General features: G+C 37.7%; 13 protein-coding genes and 1 CRISPR repeat array. Of the genes, 3 read left to right on the plus strand and 10 right to left on the minus strand.

The genetic code is table 11. The features are described from left to right. Positions 1-26: 26 nt before the first annotated feature. From G7Y45_RS14275 to cas6, 10 genes are all read right to left on the minus strand, one after another. On the minus strand, positions 27-431 hold the full coding sequence (locus G7Y45_RS14275; RefSeq protein WP_032544034.1) for a hypothetical protein: 405 nt from the start codon (positions 429-431) through the stop codon (positions 27-29). 21 nt (positions 432-452) lie between these two features. Further along, the gene (locus tag G7Y45_RS14280; RefSeq protein WP_165015167.1) at positions 453-896 is read right to left on the minus strand and encodes a hypothetical protein; all 444 of its coding nucleotides are present in this window, start codon (positions 894-896) and stop codon (positions 453-455) included. 173 nt (positions 897-1,069) lie between these two features. Further along, a CRISPR array of direct repeats spans positions 1,070-6,160; the repeat unit is 29 nt; unit sequence GTTTCAATTCCATAAGGTACAATTAACAC. A 213-nt stretch (positions 6,161-6,373) separates the two neighbouring features. Further along, the gene (gene cas2, locus G7Y45_RS14285; RefSeq protein ID WP_005806443.1) at positions 6,374-6,637 is read right to left on the minus strand and encodes a CRISPR-associated endonuclease Cas2; all 264 of its coding nucleotides are present in this window, start codon (positions 6,635-6,637) and stop codon (positions 6,374-6,376) included. A 2-nt stretch (positions 6,638-6,639) separates the two neighbouring features. Then, a complete protein-coding gene (cas1b, locus tag G7Y45_RS14290; protein WP_005806445.1) occupies positions 6,640-7,653 on the minus strand; it encodes a type I-B CRISPR-associated endonuclease Cas1b in 1,014 nt (337 codons plus the stop codon). Next, positions 7,650-8,162: a CRISPR-associated protein Cas4 gene (cas4, locus tag G7Y45_RS14295; RefSeq protein WP_005806448.1), complete on the minus strand. Its 513-nt coding sequence runs from the start codon at positions 8,160-8,162 to the stop codon at positions 7,650-7,652. The genes cas1b and cas4 overlap by 4 nt, the downstream gene beginning before the upstream one ends. A 64-nt stretch (positions 8,163-8,226) precedes the next feature. Next, complete coding sequence (locus tag G7Y45_RS14300) at positions 8,227-9,285, minus strand: hypothetical protein (RefSeq protein WP_005806450.1); 1,059 nt, start codon at positions 9,283-9,285, stop codon at positions 8,227-8,229. 12 nt (positions 9,286-9,297) lie between these two features. After that, entirely contained in the window at positions 9,298-10,623 is a 1,326-nt protein-coding gene (locus tag G7Y45_RS14305; RefSeq protein ID WP_005806451.1) for a hypothetical protein, read from the minus strand. 3 nt (positions 10,624-10,626) lie between these two features. Beyond that, positions 10,627-12,786 carry a CRISPR-associated helicase/endonuclease Cas3 gene (locus tag G7Y45_RS14310; RefSeq protein WP_005806453.1) on the minus strand — a complete coding sequence of 720 codons (2,160 nt, stop codon included), beginning with the start codon at positions 12,784-12,786 and terminating at the stop codon, positions 10,627-10,629. Next, positions 12,776-13,339, minus strand: coding sequence for a hypothetical protein (locus G7Y45_RS14315; RefSeq protein ID WP_005806454.1), 564 nt, complete (start codon positions 13,337-13,339; stop codon positions 12,776-12,778). The genes G7Y45_RS14310 and G7Y45_RS14315 overlap by 11 nt, the downstream gene beginning before the upstream one ends. Before the next feature lie 11 nt (positions 13,340-13,350). After that, positions 13,351-14,022, minus strand: a complete 672-nt coding sequence (gene cas6, locus G7Y45_RS14320) for a CRISPR-associated endoribonuclease Cas6 (RefSeq protein WP_005806456.1) — start codon at positions 14,020-14,022, stop codon at positions 13,351-13,353. A gap of 403 nt (positions 14,023-14,425) precedes the next feature. Here cas6 and map point away from each other — a divergent pair, with 403 nt between their 5' ends. Genes map through G7Y45_RS14335 form a run of 3 tightly spaced genes read left to right on the plus strand, consistent with a single transcriptional unit; the run spans position 14,426 to position 17,289 of the window. Beyond that, on the plus strand, positions 14,426-15,280 hold the full coding sequence (gene map / locus G7Y45_RS14325) for a type I methionyl aminopeptidase (protein WP_005806458.1): 855 nt from the start codon (positions 14,426-14,428) through the stop codon (positions 15,278-15,280). Next, the gene (locus G7Y45_RS14330) at positions 15,281-16,507 is read left to right on the plus strand and encodes a DNA recombination protein RmuC (RefSeq protein ID WP_022012393.1); all 1,227 of its coding nucleotides are present in this window, start codon (positions 15,281-15,283) and stop codon (positions 16,505-16,507) included. 26 nt (positions 16,508-16,533) lie between these two features. Then, complete coding sequence (locus tag G7Y45_RS14335) at positions 16,534-17,289, plus strand: DUF169 domain-containing protein (protein ID WP_032542589.1); 756 nt, start codon at positions 16,534-16,536, stop codon at positions 17,287-17,289. The last annotated feature ends 70 nt before the right edge of the window (positions 17,290-17,359 follow it).

A 17,359-nucleotide genomic window follows, 5' to 3' on the forward strand; every position in this document is an offset into this window, starting at 1 on the left:
TATATCCCACCTGTCAAATATAAGTATTATTCCATCCTAAGCTCAAAATTAAATCCCGGTGCATTGTCCGAAAGATAAAAGATACCGCTCAGCCGATCTCCGTATACTCTTACGTCATCCATAAAAGAAATACCGTTAGTTCCGTAATCCAACACTAAATTACGATTATAAGAGTCGCCCCAATACCACCGGAAACGATACTGATCATACAAAGCGCCGTCAGAAGCATAAAACTGGGTTTCCACCCCAAAACCGTCAAGCCCGAATTCAAAGGTACTAAACAAGGCTTCACCGTTATCGGCATTCATCCCCACATCTCCTGTCCATGCCCGTCCGGCAATGACATATTCAATCTCTCCCTGATCGTCTTCACAGGATGCCAGTCCGACAGCCAGCAGCAGTCCCAGCAGAATCTTTAAATAGCCTTTCATCTTTCTATCTCCTTTTCTAAATTAGTTTCTGTTGTATTTTGAATCAACAAATACAACGACCTTTCCGTTCAGCTTTCCGGAAAGATTATGTTCGCGCACCCACACATTATCAAAATAAGTCATCCCGTTTACGCCATAGTCAAAAACAATTCCTTCCATCGAATCGTCTATCCAGGACCAAGTCAGATTATTTGTTTCTGTCCGGTAAGGTTGGTTTTCATTCAAATGATAATAAGCATAAGTTTCTGCCAGCCGTCCGCTATCATCAAACTTCAATGTATGGCGCACCCATTCATCCGCATCATTTTTATCAGAATCATTCACCCAAGTCTTTCCGCATAACTTTGCATTACTGTTTCGCAAATAATCATCTGAATAATACTTGTCGCCACAAGAGTTCAAGCCTACTATAGCTACCAATAAAAGCAGCGTCTTCATAAAATTCAATGTCTTCATAAGTGTCATTTGTCATTAAATTAATAATACAAGGGACAAATATAAGGATTGTTTTCTAATAAAAAGGAAATAGGATTAATAAAAACATTTCCCAAAAGATAATGAGAGAATATGCTAGCAAGAAAAAAAAATTCATTCTATTAAGTTCTATTAAGCCAATCTTATAAATATACATCTTCCTTAGTCCAATTCCATAAGGTACAATTAATACGTGCAGGCGGTGTAGGTACCGTTGTAGCACACAAAGAGTCCAATTCCATAAGGTACAATTAATACCCTGTCATTTTATCTTTATTTTGCTTTTTTCTCAGGTTTCAATTCCATAAGGTACAATTAACACTCCCCAACTTGGAGAAAAGTTCACTACGGTTAATGCGTTTCAATTCCATAAGGTACAATTAACACGCAAGTTAATAGTTTGAAGGCTGGTACTAAGTTGTCTTGTTTCAATTCCATAAGGTACAATTAACACTTCAAATTTTCAACTTCTTGATTTATCTTATCAAGTTTCAATTCCATAAGGTACAATTAACACAACAGTGTGATAAACTTGATATTCGTTATATTTTCGTGTTTCAATTCCATAAGGTACAATTAACACGAAGACAGTCAGATGTTCTTCGTTTCTATTGCGGTTTCAATTCCATAAGGTACAATTAACACTATAAGGAGAAGTTGAAAACGGCTATGAGAGAGAAGTTTCAATTCCATAAGGTACAATTAACACACATTCTCCTGAATGGCATAAATTTGTTTTATACCTGTTTCAATTCCATAAGGTACAATTAACACAACGGCTGCTCTGACGGAGTTTGGAAACAAAATCGGGTTTCAATTCCATAAGGTACAATTAACACTCCCGGTATATTCAGTCTATTGAGTTTGAAAGAGGTTTCAATTCCATAAGGTACAATTAACACTCAATTCTAATTTTGGCAAGTATTTGACTAATCTTTGTTTCAATTCCATAAGGTACAATTAACACAAGCTGACGTCGTTCTCTTTATACTCCAGTTCTCAAAGTTTCAATTCCATAAGGTACAATTAACACAAGCTGACGTCGTTCTCTTTATACTCCAGTTCTCAAAGTTTCAATTCCATAAGGTACAATTAACACCTCTCCTACGCTGCAAAGATAGCCCGCTTTTCTGGTTTCAATTCCATAAGGTACAATTAACACAGTGGCGGAGAACACCGTCTTTCGGGTGGTACTGAAGTTTCAATTCCATAAGGTACAATTAACACCAATTGTGCCGCCTGTGATCGTAAACCGTTTGTTGTTTCAATTCCATAAGGTACAATTAACACACCTTTAAATCAAGTATTTGCGTATCGGGGTTTTTGCGTTTCAATTCCATAAGGTACAATTAACACCGGTGACTCGACCGTCAACTGTATCGGCTTTGTTGTGTTTCAATTCCATAAGGTACAATTAACACGCATTAAATATTTTGGCAGAATCACCCCAATATTTATGTTTCAATTCCATAAGGTACAATTAACACTAAATTGTATTGTTCATATACAAAGTTTGTTGATGTTTCAATTCCATAAGGTACAATTAACACCATTGATGGTATCACTCTCGACTGGATCAAAAAAGTTTCAATTCCATAAGGTACAATTAACACGCACTGGATAAGAAGTATGAAGTGACTTATACAGGTTTCAATTCCATAAGGTACAATTAACACTATGGAGAACGTTACAATGACGGCCGTATGAGCGGGTTTCAATTCCATAAGGTACAATTAACACTTTGAGTTGCTTATACAGAAAATACGTTCAATAAAGTTTCAATTCCATAAGGTACAATTAACACAGTATCAGGTCTGTATGAAAGCATGATGGCTTTGGTTTCAATTCCATAAGGTACAATTAACACGAGTAAAGCGGAATATACTCACAGCATATAACTTGTTTCAATTCCATAAGGTACAATTAACACTGTAGCCCTCTGCAATAGTGGTTATTGCGTCGAGAGTTTCAATTCCATAAGGTACAATTAACACTGTAGCCCTCTGCAATAGTGGTTATTGCGTCGAGAGTTTCAATTCCATAAGGTACAATTAACACTAAGTTTGCTATCTTTCCTGTCATTGTTGATCTCGAGTTTCAATTCCATAAGGTACAATTAACACCAGCGTGCGTATCAATTAGCCTCTATCAAACTACGTTTCAATTCCATAAGGTACAATTAACACATATAACGACATCCTTCAAGAGAGGGGATTATGAGTTTCAATTCCATAAGGTACAATTAACACTCCGATCTTCATATCATAATCTGATGTCTTGCAAACGTTTCAATTCCATAAGGTACAATTAACACGCATCTACCGTTATCTGGTGAGTGAGGCCCTCTACAGTTTCAATTCCATAAGGTACAATTAACACGTAAGCGCTGCGGCGACCTTGTATCCAAAAATTAGTTTCAATTCCATAAGGTACAATTAACACAAGAGGTACGATTACGCGTTGACCCTGAGTAAAGAAGTTTCAATTCCATAAGGTACAATTAACACGTTATGAAGAAAAGAGATTATAAGTTAGTAATAAAGTTTCAATTCCATAAGGTACAATTAACACGCGAAATTATCAAAGTTCAATGCGAACACTGGATTGTTTCAATTCCATAAGGTACAATTAACACTTTACTGCCTGTCCTTGCTTTGCCGTCCAGCCAGCGTTTCAATTCCATAAGGTACAATTAACACCCTTATACTAATCATTATGATGATGATTTCTTGCGTTTCAATTCCATAAGGTACAATTAACACTTTAAACACTTCATCAAAAGCGGATTCCGCAAAAGTTTCAATTCCATAAGGTACAATTAACACGAAATATCAGCAGCACAACCTAACAAATGCTGAGGTTTCAATTCCATAAGGTACAATTAACACATATGGAAAAATATTATTTTGCTATTATTCATTTGTTTCAATTCCATAAGGTACAATTAACACAAATGAATCCTACGCAGTTGCGTCGTTATCTTAAGTTTCAATTCCATAAGGTACAATTAACACCGTGCTAACGTTAATGGTATGATGCCTGTTGTCTAGTTTCAATTCCATAAGGTACAATTAACACAATTGTTATTTCCGATTCAAACACCCTTGTTCACGATGTTTCAATTCCATAAGGTACAATTAACACACTTGTGTCAATCAACTCATGCAAAGAAAAAAACTGGTTTCAATTCCATAAGGTACAATTAACACCGCCAATAGCAGCTCCTATCATTCTGATGAAGATGTTTCAATTCCATAAGGTACAATTAACACATTATCGTAGCGTAACTTATCTCGTTCAGAGTCAATAGTTTCAATTCCATAAGGTACAATTAACACACAAGTTCAAGAACTTCGCTAAATACGTAGATAAGTTTCAATTCCATAAGGTACAATTAACACTGGTGAGAGTACAACGAATGTAGCCTTATATGTTGTTTCAATTCCATAAGGTACAATTAACACCACCAATAGCAGCACCTATCATTCTGACGAAGATGTTTCAATTCCATAAGGTATAATTAACACACATTAACAATAGCTGAATTTATATCAGATAAAGAAGTTTCAATTCCATAAGGTACAATTAACACATCGCCTACAGATTCGTAGTAATGTGTTCCAACTGTTTCAATTCCATAAGGTACAATTAACACTGAACATGCTGAACGTCTTTTGTCAATGTTTCCTAAGTTTCAATTCCATAAGGTACAATTAACACTTCGGTGATTTGAAAGGAGAGGTGAGTATAATCTTTGTTTCAATTCCATAAGGTACAATTAACACCGTGACGTTTTCTCCGCTCCCATTATACGAGTATTGTTTCAATTCCATAAGGTACAATTAACACCTTTCTATCTTTGTAGTCACACCCATCGCACGGACGTTTCAATTCCATAAGGTACAATTAACACTTTGCTAAAATCAATCATATTTTTCTATTTTTAAAAGTTTCAATTCCATAAGGTACAATTAACACACGTGATTCAAGAAAGGTTACAGTTTGACCCAAATACGTTTCAATTCCATAAGGTACAATTAACACACCGATGAAACGAAGCGTAGAGCCTTTAGTTCGAGTTTCAATTCCATAAGGTACAATTAACACGTTTCAGTTTCTTTGCCTTCCGCCTCTATTTTCGCTGTTTCAATTCCATAAGGTACAATTAACACCCGGATAACAGCATATCAGAGGCGGTTAAGCAATGTTTCAATTCCATAAGGTACAATTAACACATGCATGATTGGATAGATTTCACTCCGAGCAAAGGTGTTTCAATTCCATAAGGTACAATTAACACTTTTGTGGTGATTTCTACCTTGCTGTTATTTATTTGTTTCAATTCCATAAGGTACAATTAACACAGTATTTGCCAGTAGGTCAATTTTATAAAGGTTCTCTGTTTCAATTCCATAAGGTACAATTAACACTTAATCCACTATGTTGGGGTGTGGTATGTATTGAGTTTCAATTCCATAAGGTACAATTAACACCTTCCGCAAGAAAAACAGATAGCTCTTTCTACGCTGTTTCAATTCCATAAGGTACAATTAACACGAAGAACAGGACTAATCTCTTTGACATTAATCAAGTTTCAATTCCATAAGGTACAATTAACACAAAGGCAAAGACTCCAAGCCTAAAGAATCAAATTCGTTTCAATTCCATAAGGTACAATTAACACTTTGTGGTGATTTCTATCTTGCTGTTATTCATTTGTTTCAATTCCATAAGGTACAATTAACACTCCTTATACTAATCATTATGATGATGATTTTTTATGTTTCAATTCCATAAGGTACAATTAACACGTTTTATTCTTCCTTTCATATCTCAATCAAATTTGTTTCAATTCCATAAGGTACAATTAACACGCCTCCTTTGCCTTTTTGGGCGCACGTTTAACAAGTTTCAATTCCATAAGGTACAATTAACACTGTAAGCGCTGCGGCGACCTTGTATCCAAAAATTAGTTTCAATTCCATAAGGTACAATTAACACAATGGCAAATCTGAATTATTTTTAATCAAGATTGAGTTTCAATTCCATAAGGTACAATTAACACTACGTAATTGACCAGTAAAAGCGACAGAACCGAAGTTTCAATTCCATAAGGTACAATTAACACTAAGAAACCAAACTTAGCAACAGAACCAACAATGTGTTTCAATTCCATAAGGTACAATTAACACTCCCTCTGAAGGTGGTTATAATTTTTCGTACAGTGTTTCAATTCCATAAGGTACAATTAACACCCTGTCCATCAACCAACGCAATCACTTAGTAATAAGACAAATACTTTTTAGAAAAAATACTTTTATTTAGAAATAATGCGTCGATCAAGAATAATATAAAAAACATGGGTTAGCGACATAGGCGCTAAACATCTATGTATCAACACGTCATAGAGCGTTTCGGTTGCATTATCATTGAATAATTCACAATAACGATCCACTTCGACAACCGTTTCACAAAAAATTATCGATGTTAGAAAGTTCTTTACCCACTATTTCCTTCTCCAAAGAGCATTGAGTAGCCCCTTTAAAAATGATAATACAATCTTCTTCGGGATTCATAAACCCTTTTGCCAATAATAATAGCTCTTTTAAACGTACTTCCGAGAGTTCACCTTCAAACACAGAATTCTGGATCCAATTCAAATACCGACGACATAATCTCAACATCTTAGAAACTCTCCTTTCACCAAAATCATAAACTAAAATAACATACATATTTACCAATACATTTTAAACGGTTTATACTCCTCTATTTCCAATAAATGTTTTGCCAACTTATAGCACTCTAATTTTATCAAATGCCTGTAGCTGACATTACGGTTTAGGGTTCTGTGCTTTATTGTTTCAACCAACTTATCTTCAATTGCCTTTACAAAGATTTTTTTACCTGTTTGATTGAGCAAACATTTATTCAATTTCCAATCAAAATGCTTTTCTTGGATTTCCTTTTTATTTAAGACTTTAAATATAACCCTATCAATAATTACCGGTTTAAAGACCTCCGCAACATCCAATGCCAATGAGTAACGTCTTTCGCCTGGAGTATGCAAGAAGCTAATTGTTGGATTTAGTTGAGTCTGATGAATGGCACGCAAACACATAGTATAGCACATCATATTCCCAAAAGAGATAAGAGCGTTTACTTCATTTCTTGGAGGTTGCTTACTCCTACCACCCATCTCATAATCATTTAGAATCAAATTAAAAGCATCATAATAAGTTTGCCTTATCATACCCTCTAACCCCATTAATTCTTGAACACAAGTTGTTGCAGATAGCTGAGAAGCATACTTTTTAATTGCATCCATCAAATCCTCCATATCTTTACCACGACGATTGTAATATTGCAAGTTCTTTAGCATATTCCAAGACGCAGCTTCTATAAACTTCTGAGCAACTACAATCCTTTTTTTCTTATTTTGATAAGCAGAAGTTTGCGCCAAGATCATTTTCCCGGATAATAAAGAATCTTTGGGCATAAAAGATCCGGTGTAATTTTGATAATAATCAAAAAAATGTACTGCAATATCTTTTTGTCCCAAAAAGTTGTATAAAGAGCTATTTGCACGTAATGAACCGAAGACATAGAACTCATTTATATCTTCAACTGGTAAATAACGAGGTTCCCCCACACTGTTTTCTGAACCATCTTCCGAAATCGGAGTAAACTTCAACGTATTGTCCTTACGCTCCAATTCTCCAGGATTGAATAGATAATAAGTTTTTTTCATTCAACATCCTCCCCACTATAGCAAAAATCAAAGTAACTACAATTCCTACAAATCCTCTTTCTCTCCAAAGAAGGACAAATATCAGAATCCATGATTCTTATGATATCTGTCTCCATTTCACTAATCTTTTCACGGTCTATTTCACTCAGCAACACTATATTCCTTTTTCTCAAAATAGGATACTCCAACACTCCTGTAACATCCATAATACCATTTCTTTCAAACACATAAATATAGTATTTTAACTGCCATTCGTGCGCAATATCTACCTTATCTGATTTTTTGATTTCATGAATTGTCTTATGTAAAGCATCATAATAGTCTACTTTAATGCCATCTATCTCTATCTCTTCATATTTGGAAGAACGTTGAGGATATGAGTTTTCATGAATCAACTTTCCATCATAAACTAAATCGGATGTATGCTCCATGCGTATGCCGTTGGCAAACAACCAAAGTTTCCGTTTACAAACCTGATAATAATTGAAATGTGTACCTATCAAATTCATATATAGCTTTTTTATTTCATAGGTGAGGTAGATGATCTCCCTCACCTAATAAAACTAACATACCCTATTTCTGAGTTTCGTAATCAAAAGCAGTCAATAATGCAATCAATTTTGCTTCTGCCTTTTGCAAAGCGTCTGCCGACTCATTCTCGGTCACGACATAACCAGAACAGGGTAAAGTAACAAACAATTCTGCACCGGCTGCTTCATCTATCACTGGTTTAGCCTGAGGTTTATCCGGATTATTATCCAATAATTTCGCACGAATTGCCCCAGCCAAAGTATTAGCATTATCGCTAATAGCCACGGCCAATGTTTCCATTAAGCTAAATGTTCGGGATTGATTACTAGAGATTCTCCAATTGACAAGCGCTTTTGCAATAGCAGGAATCACTTTTAATCTTTCCACTTCAGGCATTATCAGACATTCTCCAAATACATTTTGAGTGATTCCCCAACCTTTTTCCTTAAGCTCTTGTATTTTTTCTTTAGAAAGCTCCGGTTCCAATTGGTTAGTAGACACCGTGAACAAGGTTCGCATATCAATAGCTACATCATATACAAAAAGTCCGGTTGCTCTACTGTTTTCAGGAATCCATTTACGGTAAAGGCTTCTATCTGTATCTACCAGCAGCTCTTCTATTTGCTCTTCAGTCATAGGCTTTCCCGAAGAATCCCGAACTATTACTTTATGCAATTCTGGTCGATCACTTCTGTCAAATGTAGCGTTCTCTATAAAACGTCCACCTAACAAAGGATGCAATGGACGCATAGCAGAAATAGAAAAAGGACTCCTTCTTTTAAGAGTGCGCTCTTTACCTCCTTTAGCAGCTTTCATCCATCCTCCAAGAAGTTGATCAAAGTATTGAGGATCACATAATGACAACACTTCTCCTTCTCCTAATGTGTTTTTATTAACATCAAAAACAAAAGTAACAGGAGAAGGTTCTGCTTGCAATTCATCGTTGATGGCATTAAGAATACTTCGTTTCACCTGTTGACCGCTTGAATAAGGTGCCCACACATTAAATACCGGATCCCAATATCTCTTTTGTCCATTCTCTACACAAAACACAGATAGGTCGACATGACGTAATCCTCTTAAATAAATATACGGTTTCATAGTTTTATTTTATTATTTGTTTAACAATGCATATTGAAATCGGATCAATGTATTGAAATAAGGAAAATTATCTTTAGGCATTTCATGAAGTACCTTTCCCATATTTCTATACCCTTCTACTTCTTTCTCATTTTCTATAATAGGAATCAAATTATTCAAAAATTGCTTGGCTGATACTGAAGCAAATAATTGGCCAACCTGATTCATTCTATCTCTTTTCATTTTACCGGCATCCGCTTCATATTGCAACAGCAATCTCGCGAATTCCTCAGACAAAGTCCATAATTTTTCATTATTCAACATAGCTAATATCCAAATTAAGTAAATATTGATTATTATTTTTTGTTCATTATCGTCTTTATACACAATTTTTTTTAGTCCTTTTCCCGTGGAAAAATAAGCCTTGAGCCCTTTAGGCTCCATAGCTGGTATACCGATCGTTCCAGCCTGACAAGCTATTCTTAACCCGAAAGCGGTTCCCAAAAGGCTTTCAATCTTTCTTCTATTATCGTTAAGTGCAGGTAATCCAAATACTTTAGAATATAGGTGTTCTATACTTATTATGTCCTGAAGTCTAAAAGGCATAAAGCCAATGGTTGTATTGGACTGTCCAATACTGTATAGATACCCGACCAAATTGTCTATTGGGAAATATCGGGCTATTCCCATAACGACCGGAACCCAAGAAATAGTAGGTAAATTGACAATTTCCCCTTCTACAGATACCACAGGATTCATGCCGGATGTCGGATTGTCAACATCATAAAGATAATCATCGTAACGATGCGTTATCCAATGCGCATTCCAAGTATTTATCTGATTTCCTTTCATCCACGGGTAACGCTCTAAATAATCACGATAATATTTCCATCCGTCAAAAATATCCAGAAGTATTTGTTCGTGGTTAAACGAGATGGTCAAACCTCCGGAGACCCCTACTCCTAGTCCAGCACCGATCCAAGACAAATATATATTTTCTTTATTGTCTGGAAAATCAATATTGGTAACCTGTCCGGTGGTAGCCGCAGTATTATCAGAAACTCCATATCCAACAGCAATACTCGCATCGGCCTCTTCAGATTCTATTTTTCGAATCATTTTATCAATCCTTGCCTGCCTTTGCTCTGGAGTTTCAAACGGCTTCTTACCTTTAATCATATCTTCCCAACTCAATTTAGGATTTTCAAGAGGAGAGTTTCCGGCAGTCATCATATATTTCTGATGATCGAAAAATAAAGGCACAAATTCTTCAATAAAAAAAGATTTGCCTGTATGCTCCTTTTGATACTTCCGATTATAAGCCTTCAAAAATATTTTTCCTATAGTTGTTGTATACATAGATCATAACATTTGATAATTAGTATCATAATTTTCAGCTCCCATTTTTGTTACATCCAAGCCTCTATCGGATGAATAAGCAATATCTGGAATCACAAACGGATGCGAACCATACGGAAATGTTTCAAGCTTTTTCCACCGCAACGAACTGTATCGCATCGGAATCTCCATCAAAATTCTTTCTTCAGCCGTAGCTTCACGATATTTTCCGGTGTCAGCATCCTCCTGCGTGATACAAGATACAGAATCAATATCCAACTTCTCAATAAAAGCGGATTTTGGTAAATGAAACAATTCTTTCAATCTCCATTTTCCATCCGCAAACGCAGCATCTAGACTCAGATCTATTACATTCACTTGAGGATATACCTGATCAATAAGCCTTTGCAAAGAAGATTCTTCCAACAAGCTATCCTGAGGTAATGCGTCATAACTGCGTTGTAGTATTTCTTGCGAATAAGGCAAACAATCTTCTTTTTTATCAGGAGGAGCTATCACATATATATGTTTCAAAGTTCTCTCTTCCTTGGGTTTTCGCTTACGATTAATACGTCCAAAACGCTGAATCAAAGCATCAATGGGTGCAGTCTCGGTTATCATCATATCAAAACTGATATCCAAACTAACTTCTACTACCTGAGTCGAAACAACGATGCAAGCCCGAGGCATTTTATTATAGGTGTCTTGCAATTCCTTTTCAAGCCTATTTCTATCCTTTCGTTTAAAACGACTATGTATCAACATCTTGTCTACTTCGGGATATAACTCATCTATTCTTTCAAAAAGAATCTGGGCATTCCTTACCCGATTACATACAATCAGTATTTTCTGGTCATTTTCTATCGCCTCCCTAAGCACAGGAAGAACAGAGTCAAAATCCGTCACTTTATGGACGATGTGCCGATTGAACGAATCAAGAACGGATGGCAACAATTCTACCTGTTGTGTCTTATCCCGACCTAAAATATCAAGAATCTTCTGTTCCAACTCTGATGGCATAGTTGCTGTCCCTACATGAATCCGGCATCCGATGTGTACAAGTACCTCAATCATAGTTAATATAATTGATTGCATTATATCGGAATAGGTATGAATCTCATCTAAAATGATATCGCACCCACACAAATCGAACAGAAGAGTTTCGTATCCTTTAGTACCCAAAGACACAGAAGCCAACTGATGGGGAGTCAAAACTTTTATGGATGCACCTATCTTATCCTGTATTACTTTTTCTTCCCAAGCTTTCTCGCCTTCAATCACCAAGCGAGACATGGAATGCAGTAATCTCACATCCTCTACCATTCCATTCAAGTCACGATGTATACGCTCGTACATAGCATTGATAGATGCTTGGAAAGGCAGAGTATAAAATATACGCCCTTGGCAACGCTTCAATAAAAAATCAGTTTTACCCGCACCGGTGGGAGCTTTAACAAATGTATGCTTTTTATTAGCCTCTGACAATACCTGCGATAGTGGATACAAGGGATGTTGACGATTGTAAAAACCTACATCAGGGATAGAGAATAAGGTAGGAATTCGTTCCTTGAATTCTTCCGTCGCAGATGCCAGATGATCCACTCCCATCAACAATCCTTTCCACTTGGACCATCCTTTTGGCTTTCTTCTACAATGTTCAATTGCATATCGATAGGCTTCCAATGCATCTTCTTCCGAAAGAAGTGAATCGGCAGATAGACCCGGAAAGTTCAGTTCTCTCAAAATCCCTATAGCGTCTACATTCCAAGATGGAAAACCAGCCACATGGTCACTAAAAGTGTTTTCTTCTCCATAATAGTCCTTTAAATCAAGAAGCCCACTACTGCTTCTATCTTTATAAACGGATTTGTGGTGTGCGATTATCATATCAATCACTTCTGGCCATAAACTCCGCTCTATCAGTTTTAAAAAGAACAAAGATGCTACTTCATGTCTGAAAACCTTTTCATAGGGCGTTTTTTCCCCTTTCAAACGTGCCTGAAAGAGTGGGCTTGCTTTACCTATATCGTGTAGTAAAGCGCCAATCTTAACTACATTTTCATCCATTCCAGCATAGCGAGCCGCTATCTGAGCAAAAAAAGCCACCGACTCTAAATGGGATTTAAGCGGAGTACCACCGTTACTCTCACTCTTAGCGAGAATATAATCGTATCTACTCCCCATATTTATGTACTTTTGTAGGGTTACCTACTATTTCTATCCACCCATACATTTCTTCATTATTTTTAAAACGATTGTAGCCAACAAGAAATGATTGCTCACTCTCACCGAAACGGAGTTCGTACCCTTCCAATTTATCAAATTCAGATATTGACAGTTCCTGAATATTTGATTCAGGCAAAAGAATATCTTCATTTCGACATAGGCAAATATGTTGCAAACTTGCTTTACAGGCATCCTCCAGTGTGGAAAAAGCAATATAAATAACAGGAGAAAGCATTACTCCCCGCCTTAAAATAGAGCGTTCCTTTACATATGTTTTTCCTTTCTTACTCCAAGCCTTAGCCTGCACCACTTCCTGTTGGAGATCTATGCCAGCGTAAGAGAGTTTATGTCTCATGATTGCAGTCACTTCCAACTTCTGCCTAATTCCTTCAATGATGGAAGGAGTCAGAAACTGCTGAGAATAAGTTTCTCCGCCACTGGCATCACGAACCGCAGTCCAAGGCTTAATAAAGCCAAAAGGTCCTGCATATTTTACTACATAATATTTCATATTTACACCTTTTAAATCAAAGCTCCATATCCGCTACCAGTTCCGTTCCCCAAACCAACTACCCAAGCAAACCTTTTACTAGTCTGAGTGCCATGAATAATAACCGGACACATATTGGCTATACTTTTGATACCATGAATAGTCACCATTTTCTTTTTCTTCTTTGAGTAGCTTATATCAAATTCTACTCTTAATGTATCGTCTTCCGGTAACCCAGCTTCCCTCATTTTATGTTTCAAGGTTTCTGTCATAAGTTGATTACTTTCCAGATCATCATAGAAATAATATTTATAGCCTATACCTTCTTCTATTCGCCGTTTAATAAATATAGGAGAAGCTAAAAAAAATCTTTGCGGCCCTTCTGTAAAAATAGAACTCTCAACAATAGTAATATCTTTCACACATAAGCCATAAAAGATTTCTGGATCCAACAGAATACTATCAATTATCTTCTTAAGATACTGATCTTCATAAAAGCTAATAAGCAATTCGGCTCCATTCGGAAATATATAGCCTTTTTTATTAACCATTACACCACCTAACAGCCATGAAAAAGAGTATAAAGATATCTTGTCATGCAATTCGTTATTTCCTAACCATTTATGAATTACTCCAATCAACTTCCCTTGATAATCAAAAGGAAGGATTTTCTTACTTGAAGTTGTTTCAATTCTTATTCTCATTTGTCATTCCATTTTTATGTGAAGAAAAGCATTTATTTTTTGACATGATAATTTCCAAGCATGTTATACAACATTCTTCTTAAATAGAATCAAGTAAACATACAGTTAAAAAGTTTCCTAATATAACCACGAAATACAAAAATCACTAATAATCAATTCAAAAAGAAAGCTTAAAACATGAATAGCCCGCAAGTTGTTTGATATATAAAGAATTTGCTAACTCACACTAAAGATCAAAGTATCCTTATGGAAGATTCCCCTAAAATAAAATGACAAAATGAGTTATTGAGTATTAATTGCTGCTTTTCACCTCCGACTCGCAGAAATAATCTTTCCCGATACACAGCATTTCCCCTTTTTATTCCCTACATTTGTGCTACGAATAAAAAATCAAGATAGTAAAATGAAAAAGTTTATTAAAGGAGTCCGGTTTACTCCTTCCAATTATCCGGATGAAATAGAAGATAAGATACAGAAATACAGAAAACAAGGCTATAAACTTCCCCCACGCAAAGTGCTCCGTACGCCGGAACAGATTGAAGGTATCCGTGAAAGTGCCAAAATTAATACGGCGCTGCTTGACCACATCGCGGAAAACATTCGTGAAGGAATGCCTACAGAAGAGATCGACCGATTGGTTTATGATTTCACAACAGCTCACGGTGCTATTCCCGCCCCTCTCAATTATGAAGGATTCCCTAAAAGCGTCTGTACCAGTATCAATGATGTGGTATGCCACGGAATACCCAGTCCGACCGAATTTCTGCAAAGCGGAGATATAGTCAACGTGGACGTATCGACTATTTACAAAGGCTATTTCTCCGATGCATCACGTATGTTCATGATCGGTGAAGTCAGTCCGGAAAAACAAAGACTGGTGCAAGTTACCAGAGAGTGTATGGAAATCGGTATAGCAGCCGCACAGCCTTGGGCACGGTTAGGAGATGTGGGTGCCGCTATTCAGGAACATGCCGAGAAGAACGGTTATAGCGTGGTCCGTGACTTATGCGGGCACGGAGTAGGTATCAAATTCCATGAAGAACCCGACGTAGAACACTTCGGACGCCGGGGAACAGGAATGTTAATTCTTCCGGGCATGACTTTCACCATCGAACCGATGATCAATATGGGAACATATGAGGTCTTTGTCGACTCTGCTGATGACTGGACAGTCTGCACAGACGACGGATTGCCGTCTGCACAATGGGAAAATATGATTCTGATTACTGAAACCGGAAACGAAATATTGACTTATTAAATGGAACTGACTCTCCTCTTGATTATTGCAGCCTTGCTGGTTGTCCAGCTTGTATTGACACTAACCCGCAACAATCGCTCGCAAAGCGAAGAGATGCAACGGGCATTGCGTCAACAAATGCAGGAAAACCGGGAAGAGTTGAATCGCAGCATTCGTGAGTTGCGCATGGAAATGACGCAAACCCTGAATCAGGGTTTACAACAGTTGCAGGACGCCATGCATAAGAACATGATGACCACCGGAGAACTGCAACGCCAGAAGTTCGACGCAATGGCACGTCAGCAGGAAACGCTGATACAGTCTACTGAGAAGCGTCTGGATGACATGCGCGTGATGGTTGAAGAGAAATTACAAAAGACTCTTAACGAACGTATCGGACAGTCCTTCGAGATAGTCCGTTCGCAACTTGAAAACGTGCAAAAAGGCCTGGGAGAAATGAAGTCTCTCGCACAAGACGTGGGTGGTCTCAAGAAAGTTCTGAGCAACGTGAAAATGCGCGGGACCTTTGGAGAAGTCCAGTTAGGTGCTCTTCTGGAGCAGATGATGAGTCCTGAACAGTATGAAGCAAATGTCAAGACCAAGAAGAGCGGAACCGAATTTGTAGAGTTCGCCATCAAACTTCCCGGGAAAGACGATGCAAACAGTACCGTTTATCTGCCAATCGATGCAAAATTCCCAAAAGATGTTTACGAGCAATATTATGATGCCTTTGAGGCAGGTGACGCTGTACTGATGGAATCATGCGGGCGTCAACTGGAAACAACCATAAAAAAGATGGCAAAGGATATTCATGACAAGTATGTCGACCCGCCGTTTACAACGGACTTCGCCATCCTGTTCCTCCCCTTTGAAAGCATTTATGCAGAAGTAATCCGCCGCACAACTTTAGTGGAAACACTACAAAAGGATTTCAAGATTGTCGTAACCGGGCCAACTACTTTGGGAGCTATACTGAACAGCCTGCAAATGGGATTCCGGACACTTGCCATACAGAAACGTACTGGTGAAGTATGGACTGTACTGGGAGCCGTAAAAACTGAATTCGGAAAATTCGGAGGACTGCTTGAGAAGGTGCAGAAAAATCTGCAAAGTGCAGGTGACCAATTGGAAGAAGTAATGGGAAAACGCACCCGCGCCATCGAACGCAAGCTCCGGCAGGTCGAAGAGCTCCCACACGAAGAAAGCCGGAAAATCTTACCGATTGACGATGGCGGAGAAGATGATTAATTGATAAAACAACGAGATATAAGGTCATGGAAACAACACTTAAGGATCAGTTCATTACCTTGTGGGATACTTATTTTCCACAAGCCGGACTCCCCATAGCATTTGAATACTCGGCAGATACACAGAATCTTCCGGTAGTGGAAGCTCCGAAAGGACATCGGTGTATCATTGCCCAACTGACACAAGTACAACGAGGAAAAACTCTCTGTATACAGGCAGATTCTGTGGGATGCCGGGGTGGAAAACGGTATACAAGCTTTACGGACAAAATGTTCCCCGGGTTTGAATGTTTCCTTTCACACAATGGGCAAGGAGAAGGAGAACGATACAAACAAACGCCGGAATTGGCTGCGGAGGCTCTGGCACAGTTACCCGTACTTCCTATCAAGGGGGAAAACCTGATTTTCAAGCGTTGGGACAAACTGGAAGCAGAAGACACACCGGAAGCGGTTATTTTCTTTGCATCTGCCGATGTTCTCTCCGGATTGTTCACACTGGCTTGTTTTGACAATGCAGATCCTGATGCAGTGATTGCTCCTTTCGGTGCAGGCTGTGCCTCCATTATCTATCATCCGTACCGGGAACAACTGAACGGAACCAATCGGGCAGTGTTAGGATCATTCGACCCTTCGGCACGCAAATGTATGAAATCCGACCTTTTGTCTTTTGCCATTCCATTTAACAAATTCAAAAAAATGGTGTTGCAAATGGAAGAAAGCTTCCTGAAGACAGCTACGTGGGAAACTATTAAAAAGAGAATGGACAAATCCAATCAGTCTTAAATAAAAGAGCTATTCCGGAGAGTTGTTTCACCGGAATAGCTCTTATCAAAGTAACCGAAACCGGTTCTTC

This window comes from Bacteroides sp. ZJ-18, from assembly GCF_011038705.2.
Taxonomy (GTDB): Bacteria; Bacteroidota; Bacteroidia; order Bacteroidales; family Bacteroidaceae; genus Bacteroides; species Bacteroides hominis.